The organism is Paenibacillus sp. 8b26 (genome assembly GCF_050626875.1).
In the GTDB taxonomy this organism is placed as follows: domain Bacteria; phylum Bacillota; class Bacilli; order Paenibacillales; family Paenibacillaceae; genus Paenibacillus.
The window spans coordinates 4874378-4900541 of the sequence record NZ_CP192445.1; the positions used below are offsets into that span (position 1 = coordinate 4874378).

The window sequence follows — 26164 nt, forward strand, 5'->3', positions numbered from 1 at the left end:
AGGAGGGGAACCATGTTAACCCATATCGTGCCGAAGTTTGAAAAAGGCCGTATTCTTAAAACCGAGATGCTGGAAAATTTGCGAGATTACCCCCGCAGTTTTCTGGATATCCGGTATCAGGATTATTCGGATGGCATTATTACAGGAATGAACGTGACTGTCGGAGAGCATACGCTAACTATAAGTAGAGGTATCGTAAAGCACAAGGGCAGGCTGTACCTGCTGGAGCAAGAGCAAGAGGTTCCGTATACAGCCACAGGTCGGCTGTCGGTGTTGAAGCTGCTTTTTTTGGAACAAACAGATCGCCCGGATTTCATCGCTCATCATGCAGATATTGTACTGAAGGATGAGGCCGAGATCGGATTGGATGAGCTGGAGCTGGGCAGATTTAAGCTCAAAGATGGAGCCGTGCTTCGCTCGGATTATCAGGATTTTGCCGACATGGCTACTGAATTCAATACATGGAGTGATATCCATGCTCCCTTTGCGGGTTTGAAACAGAGTACATTGCGCCCGGAAACGATGCGATACTTCGCATCTGAGCTGCTTAAAAGCGGCACAATCGATCCGATGGATTGTATGTTTGCGCTCATGTGTCTGAACCTGGAAGCCGTGGACAGAGAATCTATCCAGCATTACATTGCAAACCGAAATGGTGCGGAATACAGGGACTATTCCCAGATGCAACTGCACAGACAGTTAGTTCTTATTTTGGAAGGTGCCGGACGGGGGAAACGCACAGCAGGTCGTTGGCAAGGCGGCGGAGCCGGACGGATGATTGTGGATTAGTCTGTATGCGAAGGAGGAAAAACCATGAAATATGAGGATGAAAAGATTTTGGATCGGCTCCATGAGATGGAGAAGCTGAAGATGCCTAAAAATATTTTGGCAGGTCCCGTAATCATTGACGGTCAATCCTATGTGTTTGAAGAACGATTTTTCTTTAAGGATCGGTTGAAAATACATGTCCCCTCTGCTTTTACCCCTATGCCCAAGCATTTGCAAAAGATGAAGTATCCTCATGAGCAGCGTCCAGAAATCATTTTGACGAATGAATTGGGCAGTGTGGATGTTACCCTGAATCGGGTGGATCAGGCACTACAAGATGAATGGGTGGAACAACTCACCTCTGGCATGAAGGCAATGATGAAAAACATGAATCCTGCGCATGTATTTTATGAAGAAAAAGTAGAAGAGATCCATGGCAAGCAGATCGGCTATTTTGACTTTAAAAGCCCGGCGCTGGATCAGCCCATTTACCACAATATGTTCTACTTTGAGCTGGAAGGAAAGACGGTCATGGGAACATTTTGCTGTCCATATAAGCAGTATGCCGAATGGCGGAATATCGCCCTGCAAATGATCCATACCATTCAAACGGTTGACGAGGCGGAAAAGGAGGGATATGAATGAGTAACCCGATTTATACCACGGCTGATGTCCAGATTGCCCCTTATCAGTTTCAACGTGTATTAAGTGTTCATCTCATTAAACAGTTAAACGAGCATGTGAGCTTCAGCATTCGCGGAATTGTTTCGGAGGACAAGCTGGATCAATACGTGGAAAAAGCGGATGAAGATGAGCACATCGAAGTGTTTTTAAAAAGTGAAGGGAAGCAAATCCGTCTCTTTCAGGGAATCGTCACGAAAATTGCTGTAAAAGCCGTAAACGGAGTACGCGAGCTTACCATTGAAGCCAGCAGTGAAACCTTATTGATGGATATTCGCCCCAAACGCCGTTCCTTCCAAAAAACAGGGGAGTCTTATAACAGCTTATTTTCGCATATTACAGGTTCGTATTCAGATGCAGAAGTGGTTGATGAGGCTTCTCATGGCACAGCTATCGGTGAATTATTGGTGCAATACAATGAAACGGACTGGGCCTTTGTCAAAAGAATTGCTTCTCGACTGCATGCTGCTTTAATTCCAATTACGATGCAACAAGGACTGAAATACGTGATTGGTGTCCCCCATTCCAGTGCCCCTCAACCGCTGAACGAACCTAACTATTCCATTAAAAAAGACTTGAAGGAGCACAAGCTCATGTCCCGCAACGGACTGCCGGAATTTGACGAGTCCAACAGCTTGAGCTATGAGGTTGCCAGCAACAAAGTACTAGAACTCGGTAGTTCCGTCATTTTTCATAAAAGAACTCTTTACATAGCCAAGGCGGAAACGACCACCGAAGGAAATCTGATCGTGAATCGTTACATTTTACGAGATGCACATGGGTTAAAATGCCCAACTCACTACGCCTATGATCTGTCAGGTGCTTCTCTGTTTGGCAAGGTAATTGATATTTCCAAAGAAAAAGTGAAAATCAAGTTGGAAATTGATCAAGGCTCGACTGCATCCGGGGCTATGTGGTTTCCCTATTCTACGGTTTATTCTTCTCCCGATGGCAGCGGCTGGTATGTCATGCCGGAAGCAGGAGATCAAATTCGTCTGCATTTTCCAGATGAACGGGAGCAGCATGCTTTTGCCGCCAGTTCTGTCGATCTTGCTTCCTCTGATCCTGTGAAAAGAAGCGATCCTGCGGTCAAAAGCATTAGCACCAAATATGGCAAACAGGTGGTTTTCAAGCCTGGTGCAGTAGAAATTATCAACAGTGGACAAATGCTGATGCGCCTCACAGATGAAGGCGGTATTGAAATTAACAGCAACAAAAAAATAACCCTGTCTGCTCAGGAGGATATCCAAATTACAGGGGGCGCCAAAATTATTATGGAGGGGAAAGAAGGCGTGAGTTTTATTCAATCCGGAGCCAAGCTCGACATCATGGACGATGTGAGATTAACCGGGGGTAAGGTGAACATTGAATGAAGCTTATGGACCGGGATGCGGCATTACAGGACTTATTGGAAAAACATGTATTTACGGAATGGCTGCATGATCTGGCGCTCATTGAAAACAACTTTCTGACACGGCAGCAAGCCATTGAGGAAGAACTTATAACGGCTTTAGAGTCGCTATGCCAGCTCGCTACGGTCCAGCACGAGCAAGGTCTTAAGGGAGACATTCGATATATTTATATCTCCTTGCTCAGAAGCCGTGTGATGGAAAATAGAGCTGTTTATCGTATAGATGCCTATGATGAGGATTGGTTTCTGGATGAGGCTGAATGCGCGGTGGAGTGGTCGGCAGACTTTGTTTTCGAGCCTCTGTTCAATCGCATGGCTAAGCTGGAAAAGCTTAAATCCGACTATGCCCGTAAGATTACGACGATGGATATTGAGCAGATTCAACAAATTGAAGCGGTTAAATACCACCTGCTCACTGTTGAGTTTCTGAAAAGTCAGATGCCCGCCTTCGTTGCTTCCCCTTCACTGGAAAGGATGCCGAAAGCTGATACATGCACGGTGTTTGCCGGAGAGTATCGAGATGATAGCGAGATATTGTGCCGTTTTACGCGTATAGGGGAAGTCGGGGAGCGAGAGGGGGAATCCTCATGGATTATTTCCTCTTAAAGCAGGATGTGCGGTATACCAACGTTCCTATGCTGAAAAAGGTGTTTGAAAAGATTGATCCGTGGAAGCTGTATAATTTGCAGCCGGAGGATATTGTCAAACCATTGATGTTCAACGTGAGGGCAGATGCAGAAAGTATTTTTATTGATTATTTGGAAGGCCCTATTCCTCTCATATCAAATGCTTTAAAAAGTCTTATCCAGACCTATGTGCCGGAGCTGCCTATGAAATTAACGATACTTACTCAGATCGAACAGAAGATACAGAAGAATTACTATATTCCTTTTGTGGAGCGGCTTGTAGCCGTACATCCGGAAAGCGAATGGAATTTGGATCAAAGTGTGCTTAAAAAGCTGGTATTACAGGCAGACGCTATTCGGGGCCACAAGATATTTAGAATTCAGGAGAGCGCCATCCCGATGATCATCGTCCGCTTGGACGTGGCGGAAAGTATATTGCGGCGTGATTATACCGGGACCACTTTGGAACAGGTCCGGGCGAAATAGGGAGGTTGAGAGAACATGCCAGACGATGAGTTTTATGTCGTACGGGGAGCCTGTATGCGTTGCACTTGCGGGAGCCATCCTCGAAAGATCAATTTGCCGAACAGCCACGGCTCTTATGTTAATGGTAAACCGATGATGAATGAAGGAGATTATTCTCCTGAAAATGTCCCTCATTTTGGAATTTGTAATAGTCCGGAACAGCCGAGTGCCGAAACCGTTTATCTGATCGCTGAAGATGGCTCTACGATTTCTGGAAAGCCATGCATGCCGATGCTGACGGACAAGTGGAAAAACACAAAAGAGCATACGAAGGTGGAAGGCCAGCCAGCCTTGACGACTTCTTCATTCCAGACTTGTTTATATCATGGATTTATCGAATTTCATACGAATGGCCAGCAGAAGGAGTAGCTGGAAGGGAGGTTTGAAAACATGATAGGATATGATCAGATTCGAATAGATTCCCCCTACCCCATTCAGGTCTTAAAGGATGTTCAGATCGAGTGGAAGCCGGGTGAGCATGGGCGTATTACACTCACAGGCATTTGTAAGGAGTCGAGTCATGCCACGGCTGCGCTGGATGCGACCTCAGAGGATCAGCTACATGTGTATGCTCAAAAAGAACAAGAGAAAATCAGCTTGTTTAAGGGTGTCGTCCATACGGTGGAGGTTGAGAACCATAATGGAGTATATACACTTACACTGGAGGGAATCAGTGGCTCATTTGAGCTGGATATTGTCAAAAGAAAGCGGTCTTTTCCTGAGGAAAAACAAACATACAAGCAGTTAGTGAATAAGCTTGCTCAAGGCTATGCACGAAGTGATGTGCTGTATCAAACCGGGGAGCAGTCGGTGGGCGAAGCCATTTTACAATATGATGAAACCGACTGGGAGCTTATGAAACGGATGGCGAGTCGTTTACATACAGTGGTGGTAAGCGACATATGGGAGTCCGCAGCGCCGAAGCTGTATTTCGGCATGCCCGCAGGTATCCAGCGGACGATTCGGGAGAATACGCCTTATACGGCAAGCAAAGATTTAAAGGGCTATCAACAAGCAGGCGGAACGTCAGCCGGGCTACATGACACCGATTTTTTCAAATACGAGATCGAAAGCGGAGAACGGTATGCTCTCGGATACGAGGTGCAATTTCGCCAGAAAACGATGATTGTAACTGAATTGCGAAGCCGCATGGAAAAGGGGCATTTGCTATTCAGTTATGTGTTGGCCCGCGCGGAGGGCATTCGCAGTGATTTCATTCCCAATTCCAAAACGATCGGAATTTCTCTGGAAGGAGAGGTCCTCGCGGTACGGGGGGAGGAAGTGAAGCTGCGGCTGGCGATTGATAAGGATGACGGGGTATCTGAGCCGCATTGGTACCCGTTTGCTCCCCCAACGGGAAGTGCGATGTACAGCATGCCGAAGGTGGGTACACATGCAAGCCTGTATTTTCCGGATGCATCCGGCTCCAGAGCGATGATTTTGGGTGCAGTTCGTACGAACGGAGATGGATGTGCGAAAACGAGTGATCCGAATGATCGATATTTTGGTACAGAGCACGGAAGTGAGCTGAAAATGGCCCCAGGTCGCATCCACATCATGGGTGATCCGGGTGGGACATTGCAGATGAGTCTGGACGACGTTACGGGGATTGAAATTACAAGTCCGAAGAAGCTGACGTTGGAAGCAGAGCAGGAAATCATTCTGAATACGCCGAAGCAAATTATTATTGACGGGACGAGCCAGGTTATGGCGTACCAGACGGGAGGAAGCACGGGGCTTTCGGTAGAAAACGAATACCATGTGCTGGGGGGAAACGTCTGGGCGGACGGAAGCGACCGAACTGCATACCCGCCGTTTGATGATGAACCGAAGGAAGGGGAGCCACCTCCACCGCCGCCACCTCCTGAGCCGTTTAACTGGGGCAAGCTGGGGATGAATATTTTGGGAGGCTTGGCAGTCGTGGCAGCCGTAGCCGTGGTGGCAGCCATTACGGTAGCAACGCTTGGAGCAGGTACAGTAGTCATTGCGGCGGTAGCTGGAGGAGCGCTGCTGGCGGGTGGTTTGGGTGTAGCGAGTTTGGCCGCATCAGATATCGCCCGAGGGGAAGTGAGCGACTTTAGTGACTATGCCCTGACCGGCTTGAAGGAAGCGGGGATCGGGGCAGTATCTGGAGCGATCTTTGGCCCTCTCGGTGTAGGGGGAACATTGCTGAGGAAAGCAGCGATCGGCGGTGTCACAAATGCCGCGGAAAATCTAGCGAGTCAGGTGCTGAGTGGTGAAAAGATCAACTGGGGCTCAGTAGCAAAAGACGCAGGACTGGGTTTTGTCACCGTGGGCGTACTGGATTCCAAAGTAGGCAAGGCCATTGGCGGATTCGCTGAAAAAGTAGGCAGCAAAGTTACACCGCAATGGATTAGCAAAGGTGTAGATGCAGTCGGGGCAGGCTTTGGCAAAGCTGTAACCAAGCTGGAGCAGGCCGGCAGTAAACTGGGCCAGAAGTTCAATGAGCAACTGAGTAAAATGGCAGACGGCTTCGCCCCCGGGAAGTTGGCAACAGCCAACGGAGCGCCAGTTCCAGCGGTTCCGCACGTTAATAAGATGGATAGCGGACCGCTTCCACAGACAGATGTGCAGAAGAATTACAACAAGGTCATGAAGGAAATGGAAGAGAGCGCGGCGAAAAAGGTTGAGGGGACGGGTGATGCTAGCAGACAAAAGCTACTTGAGGATTCTAAAGATTTTGCTAGAGAGCAGTTAGACAAGCATGTTCAGTTCCTTAAGGACGGTGGAATAAAAAAACCTTTTGATGAAAATGGATTTGGTGGCGGAAAATATAAACCGGACGTAATAAGTGCCGCAGTAGACATAACGACGGTAGGTGGTAAAAAAACTAAAATAACATTTGGCTATAATGGAGCTAGGGAAGGACAATTCAATCCAAGTGTAACGGAACTGCATCCTGACTTAGCTAAGATAGCACAAGATACAAGGAAGAAAGCCAAAAACGCCCCCAATAATCCGTACAAAGACGATGAAAGTTTCGAACTATGGCATGTTGAAAATTGTGCTGAAATTCAGGCAGTCAATCAGCTTTTATGGTCAGGTTCAAAAATAGAAGATATACTAATAAGTACTGTTAACGGTAAAGGGAAATACAAACCGCCATGTAGAAACTGTCAGAAGACATTTTTCGATTTCATTAATGATTTTCATGAATAGTATTTTTGAATAAATAGGAGGCTGCTTATGCGGAACTTATCAGATGAAACGAGAGAAATACTGCTACAAGCAGGATGGAATCCAAATAATAAGGTTGATTTAACCGAGACAGTAAAATTTTTAGAGGCAATGGGGTATCAAGTATTTAATCCAGTTATTGAAGCATTAAGTCTATTTGGTGAAGTTGAATATAAATTTAAGCATCCGGATGGAAGTTTGGAAACCTTTCATTTTAGCCCTGAAGAAGCTGTTGGGGATTACTATGAAAAAGAAGACTTTGAGGAATTTGAGGCGCGAGTTAAAGAGCCACTTGTTGTAGTTGGAGAGGCATACCGTGGGAATTTAATAATGTTTATCTCGAAATCAGGGAAGGTCTTTGGAAAAAACGGGTATTCATTATTTAAGTTCGGAGATAACATTTTGGAGGCGCTAGACACTCTTTGTTTATTTAGGAAACCGGAAGAAATAGAATAATAAAGATCAGTCATCTATGAAAGACTTTGGCAACACGAGAAAAGGTTATCCGGTGCTCAATGAACCACTTAACCTTATGTTTACAACATAACCCAATTAATCACGAATTGAGATGTACGCACAGAAAAGCTGAAAAAAGCGTACCCTATTTAACCCAATAGCGTTACGTTGGACAGGTCATATGGTCAGATACAACCATGATTGGCCTGTTTTTTGTTATGTTCGCTTTGTTGCAGTTTATTAAATAAAACTGCAACAATATATAACAGGATTAGGCTGATAGTAAACTTGGTCAGAAATTTGAGTAACTAAGTCAGATGCCAGACGGTCTCAACCCCGGGAAGTTGACCACAGCCAACGGAGCGCCAGTTCCGCACGTGAATAAGATGGATAGAGGAACCCTTCCACAGACAGATGTGCAGAAGAATTACAACAAGGTCATGAAGGAAATGGAAGAGGGAGCAGCGAAAAAGGTTGAGGGGACGGGTGAATCTAAGAGATTGATTCCGGGAACTCCTGGTAAGGTAACGGGGGGAAGTTCCACGAAGTTAGGTAAGAATATGTTTGAAGAAATGGGGGTACGCAGGTCGACAAAGCGTACTCCTTATCAAGCACAGCATGTTATTCCGGCAGAGTTTAACGAACATCCTGTTATTGAAAAAATAGGGATGGATATGGACCATGCCTCCAATGGTTTTTTCCTTCGCATTCCAGATAAATATACAAGTTCAACCTCGAGGCATCAAGGCTATCATTCAGTTTATAGCGATTTTGTAGAGAGTAAACTTAATAAAATAAATATAAACCAAGATATAGCCGCTATTGAAAAGCAAGTTTTTGATTTACAACAAAAGTTGAGGAAGCTTCAAGAAAAAGGGCTACCACTATATATGACAGATGATTATCTACAAAAAGAATTGAGAAAAATAAAATCCAAAGGTATGGATGATTATTTACTTGACAGAGCTAAAAACAAAGATAAAATTAAGCCTGTTTGGGACAGAGGCGGGGGCGCAACAATAGATTTGTGGGAAAGGTGGTTTGATAAGTTATGAAGTACGGAATATACAGCAATTTAGTTGAAGAAGTTGTTCAATTCTCCAATTCTATGGTGGATTTTCTAAAAACAGAGAGACCTCAAAATATCGTTACAATTAATCAATATGAAGAGGCGAAAAGGCTAGCCATTACTGAAGTTTTTGGTGAAGATGAATATACTTGGTCTGATATAAGACAACTTGAAATGGGAAAAGTTAAGGGAAAGTTGTATAAATTAGATTCTTCCCAAAAACCTAATGGTTTGGATGAATTAACTGGATTAATAGCTGATGGACTTAGAAGTCAAATAACGGACTCTTATAGCGATTTTTTTGAAAGTGTTGCAGTGGACTTGAGAAACTGTGCAATAAATCGAGCAATAAACGGTGAGGTTGAAAATTTTTATGAACAAGTTTTTAGAATCTATAAGGCTGGTGGTTTTCCGTGTGGGTGGGATGGTGATTACCCAGACGAAGGAAGACTTATTGCTTACTTTGCTTGATGGATTGTAATATGGAGTGCGACACCTGCTAAAAAGGTAGACTATAATGATTTGATAAATTTGAAAAAATCATAGATGAACTGGAGGCTTATTCCACTCGAAATATGAGTAGGAGCAAGCCTTTTTTGAGTGCAGAAAAACGAAGGGAAAGAAGACAAAGAGACAATAAATTACCCAGCAGAGAAAGGAGTGAGATAGTTGCTCAAATACAGCAAAGCATGAGGCTTAATAGAGTATAGGCAAAGATGCGATCACACGCTGACTGTAGGCAGAGGAATCGTGAAGAATAAGGGCAAGACTGTACCTGCTTAAGCAGGAAGTGCCGCATATAGCCAACGGGCGGCTGAAAGTGTTGAAGGTGTTGTTTATGGAAAAAACGGATTATCCGGATTTCACCGCGCATTAAGCAGATACCGTCGTTGATGGGAACGTGATCGTAAGCCGTTATGTACTGCGGGATTCAGAGGGGATGAAATGTCCTACTACGTTTGCATATGATCTGTCAGGTGCTTCTCTGTTTGGCAAGGTAATTGATATTTCCAAAGAAAAAGTGAAAATCAAGTTGGAATTGATCAAGGCTCGACTGCATCCGGGGCTATGTGGTTTCCCTATTCTACGGTTTATTCTTCTCCCGATGGCAGCGGCTGGTATGTCACGCCGGAAGCAGGAGATCAAATTCGTCTGTATTTTCCAGATGAACGGGAGCAGCATGCTTTTGCCGCCAGTTCTGTCGATCTTGCTTCCTCTGATCCTGTGAAAAGAAGCGATCCTGCGGTCAAAAGCATTAGCACCAAATATGGCAAACAGGTGGTTTTCAAGCCTGGTGCAGTAGAAATTATCAACAGTGGACAAATTGCAAGAGAAAAATTGAATAAGGAACTGAAAGAATTAGATTCTGGGAAGTATATTGATCCAGTAACAAATGAACCTTATCAACCTCATGTTATTACCGCTGCTACTGACGTTAAGAGCAAAGAAATTTAGGCTCTTCGCTCTATTGGATGGGTAAGGCCGTATAGAAATAGGTTCATAGTCAAGCTTGTTTCAGTAGATTCTTAAAGAAATGGTATAAAGGGAACGGGGTAAAGATGGGTTTAGGGCCTGTGTGCTGCAAGTGCTGGAAGCCGATATTTATTCGCGGTCATGTAGACCATAGCTATTAGATTATGGACGTTTCTGTACCCACGTGCTTTTCGTTTGGCTGCTTGCACTAATCGATTTATGCCTTCAAGCAGACCATTGGTCATCCGGCTGTGAAACCAACGCAGAATGCCTTCTTCATGTTGTTTCACGGTCTTCGCCAGATCCATCATCGCTCCCAACTGTGAGCGCCTAGCCCAGCCTAACCACTCCCGTAAATAGACGTCAGTAAAGACGTGGGGGGTGGTCCATAGTTCCTGCATGGCTAATTTTAAGCGGTAGGCTCTGACTGTTTTTAGGTTTTTGTCCTTCAGGCTTTCCAAGGTATCTCGCTGCTCTGCCTTCAAGTTCGTTTTGTTCTTTAACCATAGATATTTGGTTCGCTTGAGCCCAGATTCTTCTTTCTGCTCGGCTTTACGCACCTCATCCACGGCTTCATTCACCATCTTCATGAGGTGGAACTTATCAAAGGTAATTTCGGCTGTGGGGAACTGCTCTTCAATACCTCGAATAAAGGCGGGAGACATATCGCAGCAGATTTCCTGTATTTGTGCTGATTCTACCCCTTTTTGTAGTAAATACTGGTTGAAACGCGCTAAGGTACTTTGCCTTTTCCTTCGGTTGCAAAAAGTACCGTTTTGGTGTCCACATCCACAAACAAGGTAATGTAGCGGTGACCCCGACGCGAGGACGTTTCGTCGATGGCGATCCGCCGAACTAAGCTGACGTCCAGTTCGGTCATGGCTCGATTGACGTAGTGATGAAAAATTCGCCACATGCGTGTGTCATGCTCTCGTAATTCACGCGCTGCTGCGTTGACGGGCATTTCAGCCATTAAACGCATGGCCCAGGCCTCAAAATCCAAGGTGAAATGCGACAACGGCCGGGACCACTTCACGGGAATCAACGTGATTTTATTACATTGTTTGCAGTCTGTTCGGGGAACCCGGGCATGTAAATAGGTTTTCCATTTCCAAATATCGAGATGGCGCCACTGTTTTTTCTCTGCATCGTAGGCCTTGCAAGGTGCTCCACAATGCGGACAGGCAAACAGGGCCCCTCGTTCAAAATCAATAAATAAGTGCCAAGCTTCTTCTTGCGGGTCATACTCAATATCAGCTAATTTCCAGGGTTCTTCAAGGTCTAACATGAACTTGAACACATCATTCATTAGATTATCCTTTTTGCTTAATGGGGTCCACATGTTCCATCCCGTCCTCTTCCTATTATTACTAGACAGTATGGACACTTTCTCTATTAAACAGACACTCTAACATTCACTTTAGCGAAGAAGCAGAAAAAAGTGCTGCGGAAAAAAACGGGCAGACGTATATAGTTCATCGAGTTTATACAGAAAGAGAACCCTGTAATCTTGGTGGTCATGAATGTAAAGAGCTACTTGCCAATGAACTTCCTGATAGTGAAGTAACCTATAGTGTTGAGTATAGGAACAAGGCTTCAAGAGATAGAGGAGTGAGAGCATGGATTTTGATATTCGAGAGATCGCGAATATTATGACTCTGAATTACGAGATTATGATTTCAATGAATTATTAAGTATGGGGATAAGTCATGATAATGCTGACTTTATGGTTGGTATTGGAGTGCCAGAAGAATTTGATGATCTTGTATTCTATGAAAAGGATAATTTTTAAAAAAAATGTTAATTAAAGGTGTGTAATTTATCGAAATCGGTCATTACGCATCTTACGGGTATGGACTGTACGTAAAAGAAGGTAGTGATGAGCTTTTCACTAGCTCTTCCTTTCATAACCCCCAAATTTATATGCTTAATAAAAACCTGAAAACATTTTTTTTGTTTCATTTAATTAGGCAGGAAGTGTCAATGAGAATGAAACGACAAGGTGAATATACTTCATATAATTATGCGAGTGAACTACGCAAGGTGTATGAACAAATTGATCCCGAAGCAATGAAAGATGCTGAAGGATATTGGTCACATTTGGTAGAAGACTATGAAACTGGATTATGAAACCGGACGAATGGAGCAACCACTATATCACAAACAACGTAAATAACCATCCAGAAAGTAGAGTTGCGGTTGTCCAATAAGTCTCCTATCCAGTATCGAGTAAGTCATCTACTCAATCGATAACCCATACAAAAATGTAGACCAGATTTACATTCTGATAGCAGGATCGTACAATACAACTAACAAACTAAACATTTAAAAATTTAACAAACACTTGATAAACACTTGATAAACTTTCAAAGGCTTATTCCAACTTGGATTTTAAGTAGGAATGAGCTTTTTGACATGCCCAAAACAGAATAGGAGAAATTATCCGTTCTAATTTGGAGAGTGAAAAGGTCATATGTTAAAAGCTATCCACCTGCCCTTTAAATAAATTTGAACATAAAGAGAGTTTTGAAGATTGGCATGTAGAAAATTGTGAGGAAATACAAACAATAAATTAATTACTACATTATGGGGCGAAAATTAAAAATATATTAATCGCACTATTACCGGACAAGGAAAATACAAAGCTCCTTGTGCTACCTGTCAGCAGACTTTTTTAGATTTTATTAACGATTTACAATAGATATAAGGCTAGTGGAATTATTGGATAAATTATCTAAAGAAACTGTGCGAATTTTAACTGAATCAGGATGGCATCCTGGAAGAAAGTCCGATATAACGGGAACATCAGATTTTTTGCAATCGAAAGGTTATCGACTATTTCCGTATGTAGCTGATGTAATAAGTGAATTTGGAGGGATAAAGTATAGCTTTAATCGACCTAATGGAGATAAAGACTCATTTCATATAATTCCAGAGGAAGCTTATGGCGATTATTATGAAAAAGAAGATTTCGAGGAAATAGAAATGCGAGTAAATGAATCATTAATTGCTATTGTTCAATCGAGAGATGATAATATGATGATGTTTATGTCTGAATCCGGGAAAATTTTTGGAGAGATAGGATATTACTTGGTGAAGTTTGGTGAGTACATTTGTGAAGCATTAGACACTCTTTGTTTAGTTTTACAAAGAGAAGAAATTGAATAATCTAAGGATATGTAAGATTGTAATAAGAAGTGCTCTACTTACTAGTCACTTGAAACCTACTATGTTTTAACTGTTGCTATAATAAAAAAGCTCCCTATTATTTGATAAATTGTATTCTATAGAATAGGGGGGGGAGTTTTGTGAATATAGAATTTGAAACTTCATTTAAACCAATTATTAATCAAGAGTTAAATGCTTTCGAAGAAACGTACAACCTTATCTTACCAGATGATTACAAGAATTTTTTACTATACCATAACGGAGGAAAAACTGTTCGGAGAAGATTTGAAACAAAGGATAAGACAATAGCATCGTCGATTATGTTATTTCTGCCCTTGAGTAAAGAAACAGAGAATAATTTAGAAAATTTCTATAAAAAATATAATCTTAGTAACATAGTGCCTCCTAACTTCATTCCTATTGGAATAGACCCTGCAGATAGCCTTATATGCCTTTCTATCGATGGGAAGGACCAAGGAAAAGTTTATTTCTGTGATATGGACTATTTTGAAGAGGACAACGAGTTAAAGCAAGAATTCATTAGATTAATATCTCCAAGTTTTAAAGAGTTTGTAAATTCTTTATTCAAACCTGTTTAGCCTCAAAATTCAACAAGCCCCCAATGTGGAAGTAGGATACTCTAACGTCCGAAAACCGCTTTAGGGGCTGTTTTCGTATGGTTAGTTTAAAAAAAGGTTATTCAGAAGCCAAGCTGGGAATACCTTTGCTTGTTTATAAAGCGAATGACCAGTCGTTTACTGCGATAGTCGTCAGCGAATATACTGTCTCAGAGCCGTCAAAATTGTATTTTGTCATACCCAAGGTCCGGCAATTTACCATGATAGAAAATATAATCAAAGCTCTTTATGATTTAGAAGAGCAGTTAAGAGCTTTGAGAAATACTAAATACATCATATTCTTTTAAATAAAAATTTACATATGTCCAAAAGTAGGAATAAAGTCACTGAGACTATAGGCACTCGTTTGATGAATTTAAACTTCCTTTATTTGCGAAAAATCGACATTTATTTTGACAGAGGTACATGTGTTGGAGGGAGTTATTAGTAAATGGAGTTGCCGTATCAACGAACTAGGCCCCGTGAATCGGCTGTTTTTTGTTTAATTTACTACAATAAAACCATTAAACGACCGTATCCTTTTGATATACAATTTCATCTATCTCAATGAAACACTCAAACTCAAATGGACTGAGCAAAGGGGGGCCAAAATATGGCCTTTGTGATATCCGAACGGAAGAAAAATGAATCTTCCCACACTAAGGGGAATGAACTATTCCAAAAAGTACTTCCTGCGTTGTACCGCTACTGTCTTTCGTTGACAGGCTCGATATGGGATGCCGAGGATTTGGTGCAGGCGACTTTCCTGCATGTGCTGCAATCTGAGAAAAAACTGCATGAACTGGAAAATGGCGAGGCTTATTTAATCCGTTCCGCACGTAATCGATGGATTGATGATATTCGCAGGAAAAATGCTCAAAAGCGCCTGCCTGCGTCTGGTGAAAGAGACTTTATCCTAAAGTATGATGAGCCTTCACCTTGTTATGAAGAAAATTACACACCAGATTTGGAACTGGCGCTTCGATATTTAATGACACATGTATCACCATGGCAGCGGACCATCTTGGTGCTGCGGGATGTATGGGGATATACGGCGTCGGAAACGGCAGAGATGCTGGATACGACGGAGGGCGCAGTAAAAGCGGCCTTAAGCCGGGCCCGCGTTTTGCTTGCCCAGAAGCACAAAGAGGGAAATGGGCTGGAGTCTGTAACCCTACCTGAGCATGAAGAGGAGCGGGAATGGCTTAAAGCTTATTTGGCGGCCTTTCGTGCAGGAGACGCACAACGCTGGATTACGCTTGGCTTGAACGATATGGCTGAGCCAATAGCAGTTGCCGGATCAGTGCTGTATCAGAGCTTTTATTCTTCCGGCGCTCAAATGAACTCTAATCCTTTCCATGGTATGCAGGCTAGGATGGCCGCTTAACAAGAGGGGATTTTTGGAAAATGAGTACCATTCCTTATGTAATTGAGCAAACGAGCCGCGGAGAGCGAAGCTATGATATTTATTCGCGGATATTAAAGGAAGATTTGGTACGATTTTGCTAACCGGAGGTACAAAGGGCAAGCGGATGGCGCTGCCCAACAGTGAAATTATGATTCACCAGCCGCTGGGCAGAGCCAAGGGCCAAGCTTCGGATGTGCTGATTTACGCCGCGCGTCTGATCAAGAGCCGGAAACAGTTGAACCGTATTTTGGCAGATCATACTGGGCAACCGCTGGAGCGTGAGGAAAAAGATACTGACAGAGATCACTTCCTTACGGCTGAGGAAGCGGTAGCATATGGCTTGGTGGATCAAATCGTTACTCGCATCTAGCTTTTATTGAAAATTTTATGTAATTCCTCGCTAATTCTGAAAAAATTCAAGGTTTGTTCATTGCAATTGATGAGTAATAGGTTTATAATTTCAAACGGATTCAAAGGGCTTATCCCGGAATCCATGGGAATTCATCCCATCTGAGCCTGCGTATGCATGCTTAAATAAGAATTAAGCGAGGGATTTACAATGAAAACCTGCTGCACTATCCAGGTAGACGAAGACAGTTTAGTTATTGATTTGCCAGAAGAAGGAACCACGCTGGATTCCCTGCTCGGTGATATTGAGAGCTGTGGAGGAAGTGAAGAGCCTTGGCTGCAACTGATCGACAAGGTAATGGGCAACTCATCTGAGACTATACTGACGGGTCAAGTGACGGATGGCGGCGATACGAAGGAAGATCAGACGACCAAAGAACCTCAGGCAACCGCTCAGGGGTAATAGGCAGATCATACGTTAATACGATTTTTTAACACGATACGATTCACATACATGATCATGTATAAGACTGCTATACCGGGCCGAAGGGCGTCGGGAAGCAGTCTTTTTTTAGCATGATGGAACATTATAAATCCTCTATATATTCGCTAAAATTCGTCAAATTTTGCAGTCCGCAGATGAGTCTTTTGTCCCTCCTGCTCTCCGCAATAGCAAACGTAATGGCAAACATCCCGAAACCGTGACTTCCTGTTCATTTTCTACCATAAAGTCGAAATATAACATGGAACTAACTATAATAGTAGTAACATCCATATACAGGTAAGTGACACCTAATGTTGGACCTGATCCTCTTGCTGTATAAAGGAGGGGAGCAAAAAGGCGGAGAACAACGTACTGATAAGCTTATCCACTTTATTAAAAGGAAGGAATGTGTAAATGATGAATGGGCAATGGGTCCTGCCAAGGATCGCAAAAAGAGTAGCGGTGATGTTAACGGCGGTATTACTGTTGACGTTAACGAACGGATTTAACTGGAATGAGCAGACCGCAGAGGCTGCCGGGACAACTCCTGTGGAGCGTTACGGACAACTTTCAGTGAAGAATGGTAAGCTGGTGGATAAAACCGGGAAGCCTGTGCAGCTCAAAGGGATCAGCTCTCATGGTGTCCAATGGTTTGGGGATCTGGTGAATGAGGACTCGATGAAATGGCTGCGGGACGACTGGGGCATTTCCGTGTTCCGGGTTGCGCTATACACGGAGGAAGACGGTTATATTGCCAATCCTTCATTAAAAAATAAAGTGAAGGAAGCCATTGAAGCAGCACAGAAACTGGGTCTGTACGTCATTATCGACTGGCATATTCTCTCGGATGGTGATCCGAACATTCATAAAAATCAAGCCAAGGCTTTCTTTAATGAATTTTCAACTCAGTACGGGAATTTACCAAACGTGATCTACGAGCTTGCCAACGAACCGAACGGAAACGTGAACTGGAACAACCAAATCCGTCCTTATGCGTTGGAGGTATCTCAGGTCATTCGGGCCAAAGACCCGGACAATATTATTATTGCGGGTACAGGCATGTGGAGCCAGGATGTACACGATGCAGCAGATAACCCACTTCCAGACAAAAATACGCTGTACACCGTGCATTTCTATGCGGGTACGCACGGACAATACCTGCGGGATCGCGTCGATTACGCGCTGAACAAGGGCGTGGGTATATTTGCTACGGAATGGGGAACCAGTGATGCTTCGGGTAACGGGGGGCCGTTCCTGAATGAGTCTAAGGTATGGACAGATTTCCTGGCTAGTCGTGGAATCAGTTGGGCAAACTGGTCGTTGGCTGATAAAAATGAAACCTCTGCTGCGCTTTTACTTGGCGCTAACCGTAAAGGAGGATGGCCTGATTCACAATTGTCGGCTTCTGGTAAATTCGTAAAACAAGCCATTCTGGAAGGCTCCAACAACAATACTGGAGGCGGCAACAGCGGTGGTGACAGTGGCGAAGATGGAAACAATGGTGGGGATAACGGTGGTGGAGACAACGGCGGCGATAACGGCAACGGAGGAAGCACACCAGGCGGAGACGATCAAGGGGTTGTGCTTCAATATCGCACCGGAGACACGAATACCAAGGATAACGCAATCCGTCCTGAATTTAATATCAAAAACACAGGGAAAACAGCTGTCAAGCTGAGTGATTTGAAAATTCGCTACTATTACACAGATGAAAGCAAACAGGGTCAGCAATTTTTTGTAGACTGGGCCAAGGTTGGAAATGAAAAGGTAAAAGCGACTTTTGTAACATTGCCAGAGCCGAAGGCCAAGGCTGATAAATATGTGGAAATTTCATTTCATGATGGAGCAGGTACTATTCAGCCCGGCGGGGAAAGCGGAGAAATTCAACCCCGTATCCATGCTGCGAACTGGAGCAATTTTGATGAAACCAACGATTATTCATATGGTGCTAATCAAACGGCCTTCGCAAACTGGGATCGTGCAACCGTTTATCAACAGGGCAAGCTGGTATGGGGTATAGAGCCTTAAGAAAGAGTGATTATACCCGGAATGAGTAAATAACATAGGACTTTTGGGTCCGGACTTTTCGAAATTTGGAGTATATAATATGAGCCTTTGGTATATGGGTGCTGGAACTTTAGGAGGGCACATGCGGCCCTTTAGTTCCGGTATATATACTACTAAAGTACCATATGGTATTCGACTTTCGTGGTGCTTGAACTACTTCCATAGCACAGAGGGTTTGGTCCTAATGGACCGTTCCTCAACAAAGAACCCCCGCTTTTTGCCATTACAGGCATGCGGGGGTTTTGTGTTCCCAAAGCTTAGCAGCTCCAGGTTGAGCCATGTTTAAGCCAAATCAAAAGCTTTGGCAAGCAGACGATAGGACTGAACACGCTTATCAAAGTCATGAATGGAGGAAACAACCAGCAGCTCATCGGTACGATACTGTTCAGCCAAGCGTAGCAATTGCTCCTTACACTGATCGGGTGTACCGACAACGCGCCATGATGCGGACTGACGCAGTTGTTCACGATCAAACTCCGTGTACGGATAGGATAGCGCTGTTTTCACCGATGGCAGTGAAGTCATTTCTTTGCCTTGCATGAGCAACAGGAAAAACAAGCTGGCGCTGGAAGCCAACTGTTCGGCTTCTTCTGTAGTTTCAGCGCATGATACAGTAACTGCCGCCATGGAGCGGGGTTTATCCCCAAGAATGGAAGGCTGGTACTGATCGTGGTAACGTGCGGTAGCTTCCACCCCACCCGGTGTGCCGAAAAATTGGGCAAAAGCATAGGATGCACCCATCATCGCGGCTAATCTTGCGCTTTCTCCACTGGAACCGAGCAGCCACAGCTCAGGAATAGTCGAAATCGTCGGTGCCGCATGAAGCCCGGCAAACCGATGGTCGGCAGGCACAGAATCATGGAAATAATCAATTAAATCGAGAATCTGTTGTGGATATTGCTCGACGGATTGGTACTTACCTTCCTGCAAGGCACGTGTAGCCAGCGGCAAACCGCCGGGAGCACGTCCCAGACCCAGATCAATTCGACCTGGATGAAGCGCCTCCAGCAGCCGGAAATTCTCAGCGACTTTATATGCGCTGTAGTGGGGCAGCATAATGCCGCCTGAGCCGACGCGAATACGTGTTGTATTCGCAGCCAAATGTGCGATCAGCACTTCAGGGCTGGAGTGTGCAAGCATTTTGGAAGCATGATGCTCAGACACCCAATAACGGCTATACCCCAGCTTGTCGGCTTCACGCGCTAACGCAGTTGTATGGGATAAGGCATCCTGAGCAGTACCGCCTTCAGGAATATGAGACTGGTCCAGTATACCCAGTTTAAGCATTTTGCAATCACCTCTTACACAACTGTATCAGACACAACTCATTTGGTCAAAACTTGAAATTGGATGGTTTGGTGTTAAAGTTGAATCGGTTGGAGTTTAGGAATCTTTTCGTTATAATGAAGGAAGTGTAGGATGAGAGAACATCCTTGCTTTTGGAAAGGGGAACGAACGTGTGTTAAGAACACCTTTGGGGCGTGTCCGGCTCATGCTCTGGATTCAAGGTATAGCGTATTTGGCGATATTATTCACCCATCAGCCGCTGCAAGCTGCGGGCATGACCCAGACGGTCATGGTGATCGGTAACATATACCGGATCAGCTTTCTGCTGCTCCTTGTCGCTTTGATCTATGGTAAAACAGCGCTGAATTGGTCCCTCCGGCGGCCTTTATTCATTATATTTGCATCCTTCATTCCTTTTGGCCTGATCATTATGGATTGGGTGTGGGTGAGAAAATGGACAGGGGATTCGGCAGCAGAACAGCGAGCCGCATCGTAATATTTTAGTATAGGTCGAGTGTGATTTCGAGGATTTGCTCCTTAAACCCCACAAGCGGGACTAGCCCTGGTGCAGTAGAGAAGAGAGCATTGCGCAGTTTGACGCGTGGTGTTCTTTTTTTGTGCACCGGAAGCTAATTTAATTGAATGCGTTCATTAAAAATTCAGCAGTTTTACGTCTTTGAAAGCCTTCCACCCAATGTCCCGTAAATGGATAAACTTCAATCGTTTTAGGTGATTCAATGCGATTATAAGCAGCAAAAATCGTCTCTGGCATGCAAACAGTATCCTTAAGTCCGACTGATACCATCACTGGAATACGAATGCGATGAGCAAGATTCATGACGTCAAAATAACTTAATGTATGTAGTACCTGCTCCAAATGCTCCGGGAATCGGTTTGCGAATTCGGCAGCTTCCGTCAGCGAACTGGTAGAATTCATCATACCAAAATCCATATGGCACATATTGGGAATGTCAGCTACCGTAACAGCAGCTTTATCACTGAGAGCACCCACCATTAGTGCAAGCCCGCCACCCTGGCTGGCCCCAGAGATTGCAATTTTGCTCGCATCCACATCCGGCTGCTCCGCCACCCAATCCACCGCTCTGAGGGCATCCGTCGTTATCGTTTTGTAGTAGCAAGTATCTTTATCCAAAATCCCTTTTGTTACCCAGCCTTTAACCGTACCATGAGGATCGTCCAAACGGTCTCCTGTTTCACCACCCTGACCACGTACATCTACGGCAAATACAGCAAAGCCAAGCATCAGCCAGGACGAGTAATCCTCAGGATAGCCCTTGCCCCCTGTGTAGCCATGGAAAAGGACAATACACGGCAGCTTTTGATTTCCGGCAAATTGGGGACGTATATACCATGCATGCAGCGGCGTATCATCCACACCTTCAAAGGTAACCCGTGAGGCATGAATATGAGGATACGGCGTTTCCACTGGTGTTTTGAACGCGCGCACGGGCTTAGCCTGTACATCTTCCAGTGTTTTGTCCCAGAACAGCTTGATATCCTTAGGGGCGGTAAGATCCGGCTGATACTGCTTCAATTCGGCAATTCTTTTGTCAATGATATTCATAGTAAAAAAATCCTCCTTCATATAGAACGAGTATCTACTCAAGCTTTCCCCGGTAAAGTAGACTCTTCCAGCACTCTTAGCCGCTCAAATGCTTCTTCGTTTGTGCTTCCGCACGTATTTTCATCAGCATGAAATCCACTGCATACTGCTGGACGCTCAGGTTTGCCAAACATCGGCAGCGGTAATCCGTAGTGAGCTGAGGGCAAGGGACACCAGCCGGTTTTCCATCGGGCATGTCGGGAATAGGGGATGAAATCGTAATAGCAATACAGCACGCGGCACATCCGACACGACACTCCAGTTGGGGTCACTCCTTAACATCTGTTATTTTTGAAATGTATGCATGAAGCGACTTCAATGAAGCCATAATGTGAGAATGGCACAAAAAAAGCAGGAACACAAGGATAACTGTATTTTATACACACTTTGCACACAAGGGTTATAAATAGGGAGGTAGGCACGTAGGATGGTATCAAGCTCCTAAGTCATTGTTCTGTTCATTAGGTAATATTAACCATTTATGCTCGGTGTGTTCAAAAGGAGTTCGAGTGGTTAATAATAGAACACAACGATAAAAAACTTAAACGAGGTGAAGTAAAATGAGTTGGTTATGGGCATTGATTGTTGGAGGTATTATTGGTTGGTTGGCAGGAATTATCGCAGGTCGTGATGTTCCGGGTGGCGTGATTGGTAACATCATCGCTGGTTTTATCGGTGGATGGTTGGGAAGCTTGATTCTGGGGAACTGGGGTCCTGAAATCGGATCGTTCTACATTGTACCTGCATTAATTGGTGCGATTGTGCTGGTTGTTATCGTAAGCTTGATCTTCCGTTCCGTTGGACGGAGCAGAGGCTAACGCATAAAAGATCGATTCCACTAGCCCTTATAGGGAATAAGGCTACAAAATGAAAAGAAGCTGCTTCTCGCAAGGTTCGCAAATGAACCTGCAGGAGCAGCTTTTTTTATTGAAACCGCCTGATATGAGGCACACATAAAACGCCCAACACGATACACATGCCAACGGTTGAAAACAGACCGATAGTGAAAATGCCGCCAAGCTTGTCCGCCATCGCACCCACAGCCAGATAGCCTACAGGCAGCAGGGCAAAAGAAAACATCAGATCCAGACTGGCTACACGGCCAAAGGATTCAGCGGGCACCATTTCCTGAAGGCTTGTTTCCCAAATGATAGCAAATATCATAATGCCGAACCCTTCAAGCATCATGCTCATAATCAGTCCCGGCATCCAGGTGACTACAGACAACAATAATAAAGCAAGCCCGCTGACAAAAGCCCCGAGGTAAGCGAGCAGGCCGCGATGCTTCCAGTGCTTGCGCGACCCGTATACAAAGGCACCCAGCATAGCTCCAACGCCGCTACTTGCCATCGCAACGCCATACACGACTGAACTGTAGCTATGATGAACCTTGAACAGCCACGGAATGAGTACCGCAATAATACCGGAGTAACAAATATTAATGAAGGAAAAAGCCAGAATCGTAATCCACAGCCACGGATGACTTTTAAGAATCGTAAAGCCCGCAATAAAATCTTTGAGAAAATGCTGTCCTTCCTGATCTTGCTGTTCTGCATTTGCCTGCCGTTTACCGATGAGCGAGGCCAAATGACTGCTCAGCATCCAGAAGCAGGCAAAAGATATCAGATAGGCGATAGAATCCAGCCCAAAGCCGACTCCTGCTGAAGTAAAGGATACAATGAAGCCGCCCAGTGGAGGGCCGAGCAGACGGACGGCTTGAATACTAATCTGACTGAGCGCGTTAGCCGCATTGCGAATATCCGGCGTAAACACCTGTGCGCGCAAGGCAGAATAAGCCGGATTAAAGATCCCGTCCATCAATCCGTATAAGGCAAGGCCAACGAACAGATACGGCAGTTTCATACCGTCGGTAAACATCAGCACCGCCGCAGCGAACATGAGTACGAAGCGAGCAATGTTCGTGAACAGAAGCAGACGGATTCGGTCGATCCGATCCACGATCATCCCGGCAAAGGGCAGGATAAGCACGTTAGGCAGCATATAGACAGTCATCGCCAGCCCCATGATTGTAGTCGAGCCGGTCAGGGAATAGATAACCAGTGGCAAAATGACGGTGGTGACCGAGGTTCCCAGCATAGCGATCCAATGTCCAAGCCACAGTAGAGTGAACGCTTTGGATTGCCTTAAAGGCGAAGTGAAGGTGGCCCAAGCTGAACGTCTTCCTTCGGGTGAAGCAGAGGATAGGGTTGAATTTTGGGTTTCCATAATGCCTTCCTTTCATTCGAAGACGAGGTAAATATTACTAATCTTCATATAGAAATCTATTATACGAGACCTCTGACATAAAGGTACAGAAAAAAGTTACTGTGAGGATAGATACAATGAATAGTCTGTCTATGAATGAGTCAACCTAGGATAACTTTGAGCCCAGAAATGCTATAGCTCACCTTTTGCATAGGGATTATTGGATAAAAGCATTGACGTGTAAAAATGAATGATGTACTATTCAATGAGCCAGCTACGTGCTGGGTTATCAAGAAAAAGGAAAAGAGTGTGGTTAACATGAAAAAATTTAGATTTTTACCAGTCGTACTGATCGTAATGGCTTTGCTGGTTTCGGCCTGCGGCAACAACGACAAAGGTGCTAATTCAAATAATGCTTCTACCGGGGATGCCGGGTCTAATAATGGAAAAGCAGATACAACCGCCACAGCTACTTTGGAATCTGTAAAAGCGAGCGGTAAGCTGCGAATCGGTACGGAAGGTACCTATGCTCCATTTACCTACCATGATGCTGCTGGTAAGCTGACAGGCTTCGACGTCGATATTGCAACTGAAGTAAGTAAGCGTCTGGGCGTACAGCCGGAGTTTATCGAGACGCAATGGGATGGTATATTCGCGGGATTGAACTCCAAACGGTTTGACACGGTGTTCAATGAAGTGTCCATTACAGATGAACGCAAGCAAAAATACGATTTCTCCGATCCGTACATTGTCTCCAAGGCAGTGCTGATCGTGAGCGAAGATAATAATGACATCAAAAAGTTTGCTGATCTGAAAGGTAAAAAGGCCGGGCAATCCCTGACCAGCAACCTGACTCAAATTGCGAAGAGCAATGGCGCGGAAATTGTGGCAACGGATGGATTCAATCAGGCGATTGATCTCCTTACATCCAAACGAGTGGATGCGACCGTCAATGATGGTTTGTCCTATCTTGATTTGAAAAAGCAAAAGCCTGACGCTCCCATCAAAAAGGTAGATGAATCTCTAGATGCTTCACACAGCGCGGCTGTTTTTAATAAAGGTAGCGAAGACTTGATCAAGGAAGTCAACAAAGCGCTGGCTGACATGAAGGCTGACGGTACGTACCTGAAAATTTCCGAGAAATATTTTGGAGCCGACGTATCCAAATAACACACGAATAACCGGAGTCTCGCCAACTCGAACCGGGTTTTCGTAAACTTATCTTTTTAAAGGATGTCTGCACAATGGATGATCGCCAGATACAAATTATTATCGATTCATTACTGCCTCTGCTGAAAGCAGGGGTTTCTTTCACGATTCCGCTCACACTCATCTCTTTTGCTCTGGGCTTGATACTGGCGCTGGTTACGGCGTTGGCTCGATTGTCCAAATGGAGAATACTCAAGCTGATTTCCGGCTTCTATGTGTGGGTGATTCGGGGAACACCGTTGCTGGTGCAATTGTATATTATTTTCTACGGCTTGCCTTCGGTTGGCATTACGCTGGACCCTTTCATTGCTTCAGTGATCGGCTTTACGCTCAGCGTGGGGGCTTATGGCTCCGAAATTATGCGTGCGGCTATCATATCCATTCAGGAAGGTCAATGGGAGGCTGGCTACTCTTTGGGGATGACGCGCTGGCAAGTGCTGCGACGTATCGTGCTTCCGCAAGCAGCCCGTGTGTCCGTACCGCCGTTAGCGAATTCTTTCATCAGTTTGGTGAAGGATACTTCGCTGGCTGCGACCATCACCTATGTGGAAATGTTCAGAACAGCTAACCAGATTGTAGCCACCACGTATGAACCGTTATTGGTGTATACCGAGGCGGGGGTTATTTATCTGCTGTTTAGCACCGTATTGACCGTGCTGCAAAATTACCTGGAGAAGCGGTTGAGCCGTTTTTCCGTCAGATAAAGGAGATTGTACCAGTGATCCAAATTCGGAATATACACAAATCGTTCGGCTCGCTGGAAGTGCTGAAGGGTGTTAATGTGACGTTGGACAAAGGGAAGGTGCTGGTGATCATCGGCCCGTCCGGTTCCGGTAAAACAACGCTTTTGCGCTGTCTGAATTTGCTGGAGGTTCCTGATCAGGGCGAAATTCAGGTGGGGGATATTGCACTGAATTTTGCCAAAGGAACGAAGCTGCGGCAGGAAAGCATCTTGGCGCTGCGCAAGCGGACGGGTATGGTGTTTCAATCCTACAACCTGTTCCCGCATATGACAGCAGTTCAAAACGTAATGGAGGGCCAAGTCACCGTTCAAAAGAAAAACAAGGACGAGGCACGCAAACGCGCACTGGAGTTGCTTAAAAAGGTGGGACTGGCGGACAAAGCGGAATCCTATCCCCATCAGTTGTCGGGCGGACAGCAGCAACGCGTCGGTATTGCCCGGGCAATGGCGGTCGAGCCTGAGGTGCTATTGTTCGACGAGCCGACCTCCGCGCTTGATCCCGAGCTGGTAGGCGAGGTGCTCAAGGTCATGAAGCAACTGGCTGCCGAAGGCATGACCATGGTCATTGTCACCCATGAAATGAAGTTTGCCGCCGAGGTCGCAGACCATGTGATTTTGATGGATCAGGGTGTGATCGTGGAGCAGGGTTCACCTCATGCGGTGCTTGAACGCCCGACCAGTCCACGAGCTATTCAGTTTTTAAATCGATTGAGTGGGGAAGCGGAATAAAAACGAAGCTGGAAAAAAGAAGAACCTCTAAATGCGCCATTATGGGCATCAGAGGTTCTTCCTTTTTAT

29 protein-coding genes and 3 pseudogenes are annotated in these 26164 nt (G+C 44.8%); 26 read left to right on the top strand and 6 right to left on the bottom strand.

Going from position 1 to position 26164, the window contains the following annotated elements; genetic code table 11:
• Positions 1–12 precede the first annotated feature (12 nt).
• From ACQ4MX_RS22685 to ACQ4MX_RS22735, 11 genes are all read left to right on the top strand, one after another.
• On the top strand, positions 13–789 hold the full coding sequence (locus ACQ4MX_RS22685) for a DNA and RNA helicase (protein ID WP_431087448.1): 777 nt from the start codon (positions 13–15) through the stop codon (positions 787–789).
• A gap of 24 nt (positions 790–813) precedes the next feature.
• On the top strand, positions 814–1413 hold the full coding sequence (locus ACQ4MX_RS22690) for a hypothetical protein (RefSeq protein WP_431087449.1): 600 nt from the start codon (positions 814–816) through the stop codon (positions 1411–1413).
• Positions 1410–2822, top strand: coding sequence for a phage tail protein (locus tag ACQ4MX_RS22695; RefSeq protein ID WP_431087451.1), 1413 nt, complete (start codon positions 1410–1412; stop codon positions 2820–2822). Before ACQ4MX_RS22690 ends, ACQ4MX_RS22695 begins: the two co-directional genes overlap by 4 nt.
• Positions 2819–3466: a hypothetical protein gene (locus tag ACQ4MX_RS22700; RefSeq protein ID WP_431087453.1), complete on the top strand. Its 648-nt coding sequence runs from the start codon at positions 2819–2821 to the stop codon at positions 3464–3466. Before ACQ4MX_RS22695 ends, ACQ4MX_RS22700 begins: the two co-directional genes overlap by 4 nt.
• Positions 3448–3972 (top strand): hypothetical protein, encoded by a 525-nt coding sequence (locus tag ACQ4MX_RS22705; protein ID WP_431087454.1) that lies wholly within the window; start codon positions 3448–3450, stop codon positions 3970–3972. The genes ACQ4MX_RS22700 and ACQ4MX_RS22705 overlap by 19 nt, the downstream gene beginning before the upstream one ends.
• A 15-nt stretch (positions 3973–3987) precedes the next feature.
• On the top strand, positions 3988–4380 hold the full coding sequence (locus ACQ4MX_RS22710) for a DUF4280 domain-containing protein (protein WP_431087456.1): 393 nt from the start codon (positions 3988–3990) through the stop codon (positions 4378–4380).
• Positions 4381–4401: 21 nt separating this feature from the next.
• Positions 4402–7191: a hypothetical protein gene (locus ACQ4MX_RS22715; protein WP_431087458.1), complete on the top strand. Its 2790-nt coding sequence runs from the start codon at positions 4402–4404 to the stop codon at positions 7189–7191.
• Positions 7192–7218: 27 nt separating this feature from the next.
• Positions 7219–7665 carry an SUKH-3 domain-containing protein gene (locus tag ACQ4MX_RS22720; RefSeq protein WP_431087460.1) on the top strand — a complete coding sequence of 149 codons (447 nt, stop codon included), beginning with the start codon at positions 7219–7221 and terminating at the stop codon, positions 7663–7665.
• A 386-nt stretch (positions 7666–8051) separates the two neighbouring features.
• Complete coding sequence (locus ACQ4MX_RS22725; protein ID WP_431091387.1) at positions 8052–8720, top strand: AHH domain-containing protein; 669 nt, start codon at positions 8052–8054, stop codon at positions 8718–8720.
• The gene (locus tag ACQ4MX_RS22730; protein ID WP_431087461.1) at positions 8717–9205 is read left to right on the top strand and encodes a hypothetical protein; all 489 of its coding nucleotides are present in this window, start codon (positions 8717–8719) and stop codon (positions 9203–9205) included. The genes ACQ4MX_RS22725 and ACQ4MX_RS22730 overlap by 4 nt, the downstream gene beginning before the upstream one ends.
• A gap of 597 nt (positions 9206–9802) precedes the next feature.
• Positions 9803–10189, top strand: a complete 387-nt coding sequence (locus tag ACQ4MX_RS22735; RefSeq protein WP_431087462.1) for a hypothetical protein — start codon at positions 9803–9805, stop codon at positions 10187–10189.
• Positions 10190–10299: 110 nt separating this feature from the next.
• Here ACQ4MX_RS22735 and ACQ4MX_RS22740 read toward each other — a convergent pair.
• Both ACQ4MX_RS22740 and ACQ4MX_RS22745 read right to left on the bottom strand, forming a co-directional pair.
• Positions 10300–10902 (bottom strand): annotated as a pseudogene (locus tag ACQ4MX_RS22740) (ISL3 family transposase); the annotation flags it as partial.
• A gap of 38 nt (positions 10903–10940) precedes the next feature.
• The gene (locus ACQ4MX_RS22745; protein WP_431087463.1) at positions 10941–11549 is read right to left on the bottom strand and encodes a helix-turn-helix domain-containing protein; all 609 of its coding nucleotides are present in this window, start codon (positions 11547–11549) and stop codon (positions 10941–10943) included.
• Positions 11550–11620: 71 nt separating this feature from the next.
• Here ACQ4MX_RS22745 and ACQ4MX_RS22750 point away from each other — a divergent pair, with 71 nt between their 5' ends.
• From ACQ4MX_RS22750 to ACQ4MX_RS22795, 10 genes and pseudogenes are all read left to right on the top strand, one after another.
• Positions 11621–11863, top strand: a complete 243-nt coding sequence (locus ACQ4MX_RS22750; protein ID WP_431091388.1) for a nucleic acid/nucleotide deaminase domain-containing protein — start codon at positions 11621–11623, stop codon at positions 11861–11863.
• A gap of 333 nt (positions 11864–12196) precedes the next feature.
• Complete coding sequence (locus tag ACQ4MX_RS22755) at positions 12197–12337, top strand: hypothetical protein (RefSeq protein ID WP_431087464.1); 141 nt, start codon at positions 12197–12199, stop codon at positions 12335–12337.
• Between the two features lie 582 nt (positions 12338–12919).
• Positions 12920–13375, top strand: a complete 456-nt coding sequence (locus tag ACQ4MX_RS22760; protein ID WP_431087465.1) for an SUKH-3 domain-containing protein — start codon at positions 12920–12922, stop codon at positions 13373–13375.
• A gap of 140 nt (positions 13376–13515) precedes the next feature.
• Entirely contained in the window at positions 13516–13974 is a 459-nt protein-coding gene (locus tag ACQ4MX_RS22765; protein ID WP_431087467.1) for an SMI1/KNR4 family protein, read from the top strand.
• A gap of 77 nt (positions 13975–14051) precedes the next feature.
• On the top strand, positions 14052–14300 hold the full coding sequence (locus tag ACQ4MX_RS22770) for a hypothetical protein (protein WP_431087468.1): 249 nt from the start codon (positions 14052–14054) through the stop codon (positions 14298–14300).
• 305 nt (positions 14301–14605) lie between these two features.
• Complete coding sequence (locus ACQ4MX_RS22775; RefSeq protein WP_431087469.1) at positions 14606–15379, top strand: RNA polymerase sigma factor; 774 nt, start codon at positions 14606–14608, stop codon at positions 15377–15379.
• 20 nt (positions 15380–15399) lie between these two features.
• Positions 15400–15770: pseudogene (locus tag ACQ4MX_RS22780) on the top strand (ATP-dependent Clp protease proteolytic subunit).
• A 189-nt stretch (positions 15771–15959) separates the two neighbouring features.
• The gene (locus ACQ4MX_RS22785) at positions 15960–16211 is read left to right on the top strand and encodes a hypothetical protein (RefSeq protein WP_134913203.1); all 252 of its coding nucleotides are present in this window, start codon (positions 15960–15962) and stop codon (positions 16209–16211) included.
• A 332-nt stretch (positions 16212–16543) separates the two neighbouring features.
• On the top strand, positions 16544–16741 hold the full coding sequence (locus ACQ4MX_RS22790; protein ID WP_200893453.1) for a hypothetical protein: 198 nt from the start codon (positions 16544–16546) through the stop codon (positions 16739–16741).
• Positions 16647–18260 (top strand): cellulase family glycosylhydrolase, encoded by a 1614-nt coding sequence (locus ACQ4MX_RS22795; protein ID WP_431087471.1) that lies wholly within the window; start codon positions 16647–16649, stop codon positions 18258–18260. The genes ACQ4MX_RS22790 and ACQ4MX_RS22795 overlap by 95 nt, the downstream gene beginning before the upstream one ends.
• A 321-nt stretch (positions 18261–18581) precedes the next feature.
• Here ACQ4MX_RS22795 and ACQ4MX_RS22800 read toward each other — a convergent pair whose 3' ends face one another.
• A complete protein-coding gene (locus tag ACQ4MX_RS22800) occupies positions 18582–19586 on the bottom strand; it encodes an LLM class flavin-dependent oxidoreductase (RefSeq protein ID WP_431087472.1) in 1005 nt (334 codons plus the stop codon).
• 172 nt (positions 19587–19758) lie between these two features.
• Here ACQ4MX_RS22800 and ACQ4MX_RS22805 point away from each other — a divergent pair, with 172 nt between their 5' ends.
• On the top strand, positions 19759–20082 hold the full coding sequence (locus tag ACQ4MX_RS22805; RefSeq protein ID WP_134913206.1) for a DUF3817 domain-containing protein: 324 nt from the start codon (positions 19759–19761) through the stop codon (positions 20080–20082).
• Positions 20083–20220: 138 nt separating this feature from the next.
• Here ACQ4MX_RS22805 and ACQ4MX_RS22810 read toward each other — a convergent pair whose 3' ends face one another.
• Both ACQ4MX_RS22810 and ACQ4MX_RS22815 read right to left on the bottom strand, forming a co-directional pair.
• Complete coding sequence (locus ACQ4MX_RS22810; RefSeq protein ID WP_431087474.1) at positions 20221–21171, bottom strand: acetylxylan esterase; 951 nt, start codon at positions 21169–21171, stop codon at positions 20221–20223.
• 38 nt (positions 21172–21209) lie between these two features.
• Positions 21210–21472 (bottom strand): annotated as a pseudogene (locus ACQ4MX_RS22815) (YkgJ family cysteine cluster protein).
• Between the two features lie 298 nt (positions 21473–21770).
• Between ACQ4MX_RS22815 and ACQ4MX_RS22820 the strand changes: the two are divergent.
• Positions 21771–22028, top strand: coding sequence for a GlsB/YeaQ/YmgE family stress response membrane protein (locus tag ACQ4MX_RS22820; RefSeq protein ID WP_354455524.1), 258 nt, complete (start codon positions 21771–21773; stop codon positions 22026–22028).
• 106 nt (positions 22029–22134) lie between these two features.
• Here the strand turns inward: ACQ4MX_RS22820 and ACQ4MX_RS22825 are convergent, their stop codons facing one another.
• Positions 22135–23436 carry an MFS transporter gene (locus ACQ4MX_RS22825; protein WP_431087477.1) on the bottom strand — a complete coding sequence of 434 codons (1302 nt, stop codon included), beginning with the start codon at positions 23434–23436 and terminating at the stop codon, positions 22135–22137.
• A 297-nt stretch (positions 23437–23733) separates the two neighbouring features.
• Between ACQ4MX_RS22825 and ACQ4MX_RS22830 the strand changes: the two genes are divergently transcribed.
• The 3 genes from ACQ4MX_RS22830 (at position 23734) to ACQ4MX_RS22840 (ending at position 26095) form a co-directional block, all read left to right on the top strand.
• A complete protein-coding gene (locus tag ACQ4MX_RS22830; protein WP_431087478.1) occupies positions 23734–24585 on the top strand; it encodes an amino acid ABC transporter substrate-binding protein in 852 nt (283 codons plus the stop codon).
• A gap of 74 nt (positions 24586–24659) precedes the next feature.
• Positions 24660–25328, top strand: coding sequence for an amino acid ABC transporter permease (locus tag ACQ4MX_RS22835; RefSeq protein ID WP_134913211.1), 669 nt, complete (start codon positions 24660–24662; stop codon positions 25326–25328).
• Between the two features lie 14 nt (positions 25329–25342).
• Positions 25343–26095 carry an amino acid ABC transporter ATP-binding protein gene (locus ACQ4MX_RS22840; RefSeq protein ID WP_431087480.1) on the top strand — a complete coding sequence of 251 codons (753 nt, stop codon included), beginning with the start codon at positions 25343–25345 and terminating at the stop codon, positions 26093–26095.
• Positions 26096–26164 lie beyond the last annotated feature (69 nt).

Excerpts from the sequence above, each read along its gene's own strand:
- ACQ4MX_RS22685 (WP_431087448.1), top strand. The coding sequence starts at position 13 with ATGTTAACCCATATCGTGCCGAAGTTTGAAAAAGGCCGTATTCTTAAA.
- ACQ4MX_RS22690 (WP_431087449.1), top strand. The coding sequence starts at position 814 with ATGAAATATGAGGATGAAAAGATTTTGGATCGGCTCCATGAGATGGAG.
- ACQ4MX_RS22695 (WP_431087451.1), top strand. The coding sequence starts at position 1,410 with ATGAGTAACCCGATTTATACCACGGCTGATGTCCAGATTGCCCCTTAT.
- ACQ4MX_RS22700 (WP_431087453.1), top strand. The coding sequence starts at position 2,819 with ATGAAGCTTATGGACCGGGATGCGGCATTACAGGACTTATTGGAAAAA.
- ACQ4MX_RS22705 (WP_431087454.1), top strand. The coding sequence starts at position 3,448 with ATGGATTATTTCCTCTTAAAGCAGGATGTGCGGTATACCAACGTTCCT.
- ACQ4MX_RS22710 (WP_431087456.1), top strand. The coding sequence starts at position 3,988 with ATGCCAGACGATGAGTTTTATGTCGTACGGGGAGCCTGTATGCGTTGC.
- ACQ4MX_RS22715 (WP_431087458.1), top strand. The coding sequence starts at position 4,402 with ATGATAGGATATGATCAGATTCGAATAGATTCCCCCTACCCCATTCAG.
- ACQ4MX_RS22720 (WP_431087460.1), top strand. The coding sequence starts at position 7,219 with ATGCGGAACTTATCAGATGAAACGAGAGAAATACTGCTACAAGCAGGA.
- ACQ4MX_RS22725 (WP_431091387.1), top strand. The coding sequence starts at position 8,052 with ATGGATAGAGGAACCCTTCCACAGACAGATGTGCAGAAGAATTACAAC.
- ACQ4MX_RS22730 (WP_431087461.1), top strand. The coding sequence starts at position 8,717 with ATGAAGTACGGAATATACAGCAATTTAGTTGAAGAAGTTGTTCAATTC.
- ACQ4MX_RS22735 (WP_431087462.1), top strand. The coding sequence starts at position 9,803 with ATGTGGTTTCCCTATTCTACGGTTTATTCTTCTCCCGATGGCAGCGGC.
- ACQ4MX_RS22745 (WP_431087463.1), bottom strand. The coding sequence starts at position 11,549 with ATGTGGACCCCATTAAGCAAAAAGGATAATCTAATGAATGATGTGTTC.
- ACQ4MX_RS22755 (WP_431087464.1), top strand. The coding sequence starts at position 12,197 with ATGAAACGACAAGGTGAATATACTTCATATAATTATGCGAGTGAACTA.
- ACQ4MX_RS22770 (WP_431087468.1), top strand. The coding sequence starts at position 14,052 with ATGGTTAGTTTAAAAAAAGGTTATTCAGAAGCCAAGCTGGGAATACCT.
- ACQ4MX_RS22775 (WP_431087469.1), top strand. The coding sequence starts at position 14,606 with ATGGCCTTTGTGATATCCGAACGGAAGAAAAATGAATCTTCCCACACT.
- ACQ4MX_RS22785 (WP_134913203.1), top strand. The coding sequence starts at position 15,960 with ATGAAAACCTGCTGCACTATCCAGGTAGACGAAGACAGTTTAGTTATT.
- ACQ4MX_RS22790 (WP_200893453.1), top strand. The coding sequence starts at position 16,544 with ATGTTGGACCTGATCCTCTTGCTGTATAAAGGAGGGGAGCAAAAAGGC.
- ACQ4MX_RS22795 (WP_431087471.1), top strand. The coding sequence starts at position 16,647 with ATGATGAATGGGCAATGGGTCCTGCCAAGGATCGCAAAAAGAGTAGCG.
- ACQ4MX_RS22800 (WP_431087472.1), bottom strand. The coding sequence starts at position 19,586 with ATGCTTAAACTGGGTATACTGGACCAGTCTCATATTCCTGAAGGCGGT.
- ACQ4MX_RS22810 (WP_431087474.1), bottom strand. The coding sequence starts at position 21,171 with ATGAATATCATTGACAAAAGAATTGCCGAATTGAAGCAGTATCAGCCG.
- ACQ4MX_RS22820 (WP_354455524.1), top strand. The coding sequence starts at position 21,771 with ATGAGTTGGTTATGGGCATTGATTGTTGGAGGTATTATTGGTTGGTTG.
- ACQ4MX_RS22825 (WP_431087477.1), bottom strand. The coding sequence starts at position 23,436 with ATGGAAACCCAAAATTCAACCCTATCCTCTGCTTCACCCGAAGGAAGA.
- ACQ4MX_RS22830 (WP_431087478.1), top strand. The coding sequence starts at position 23,734 with ATGAAAAAATTTAGATTTTTACCAGTCGTACTGATCGTAATGGCTTTG.
- ACQ4MX_RS22835 (WP_134913211.1), top strand. The coding sequence starts at position 24,660 with ATGGATGATCGCCAGATACAAATTATTATCGATTCATTACTGCCTCTG.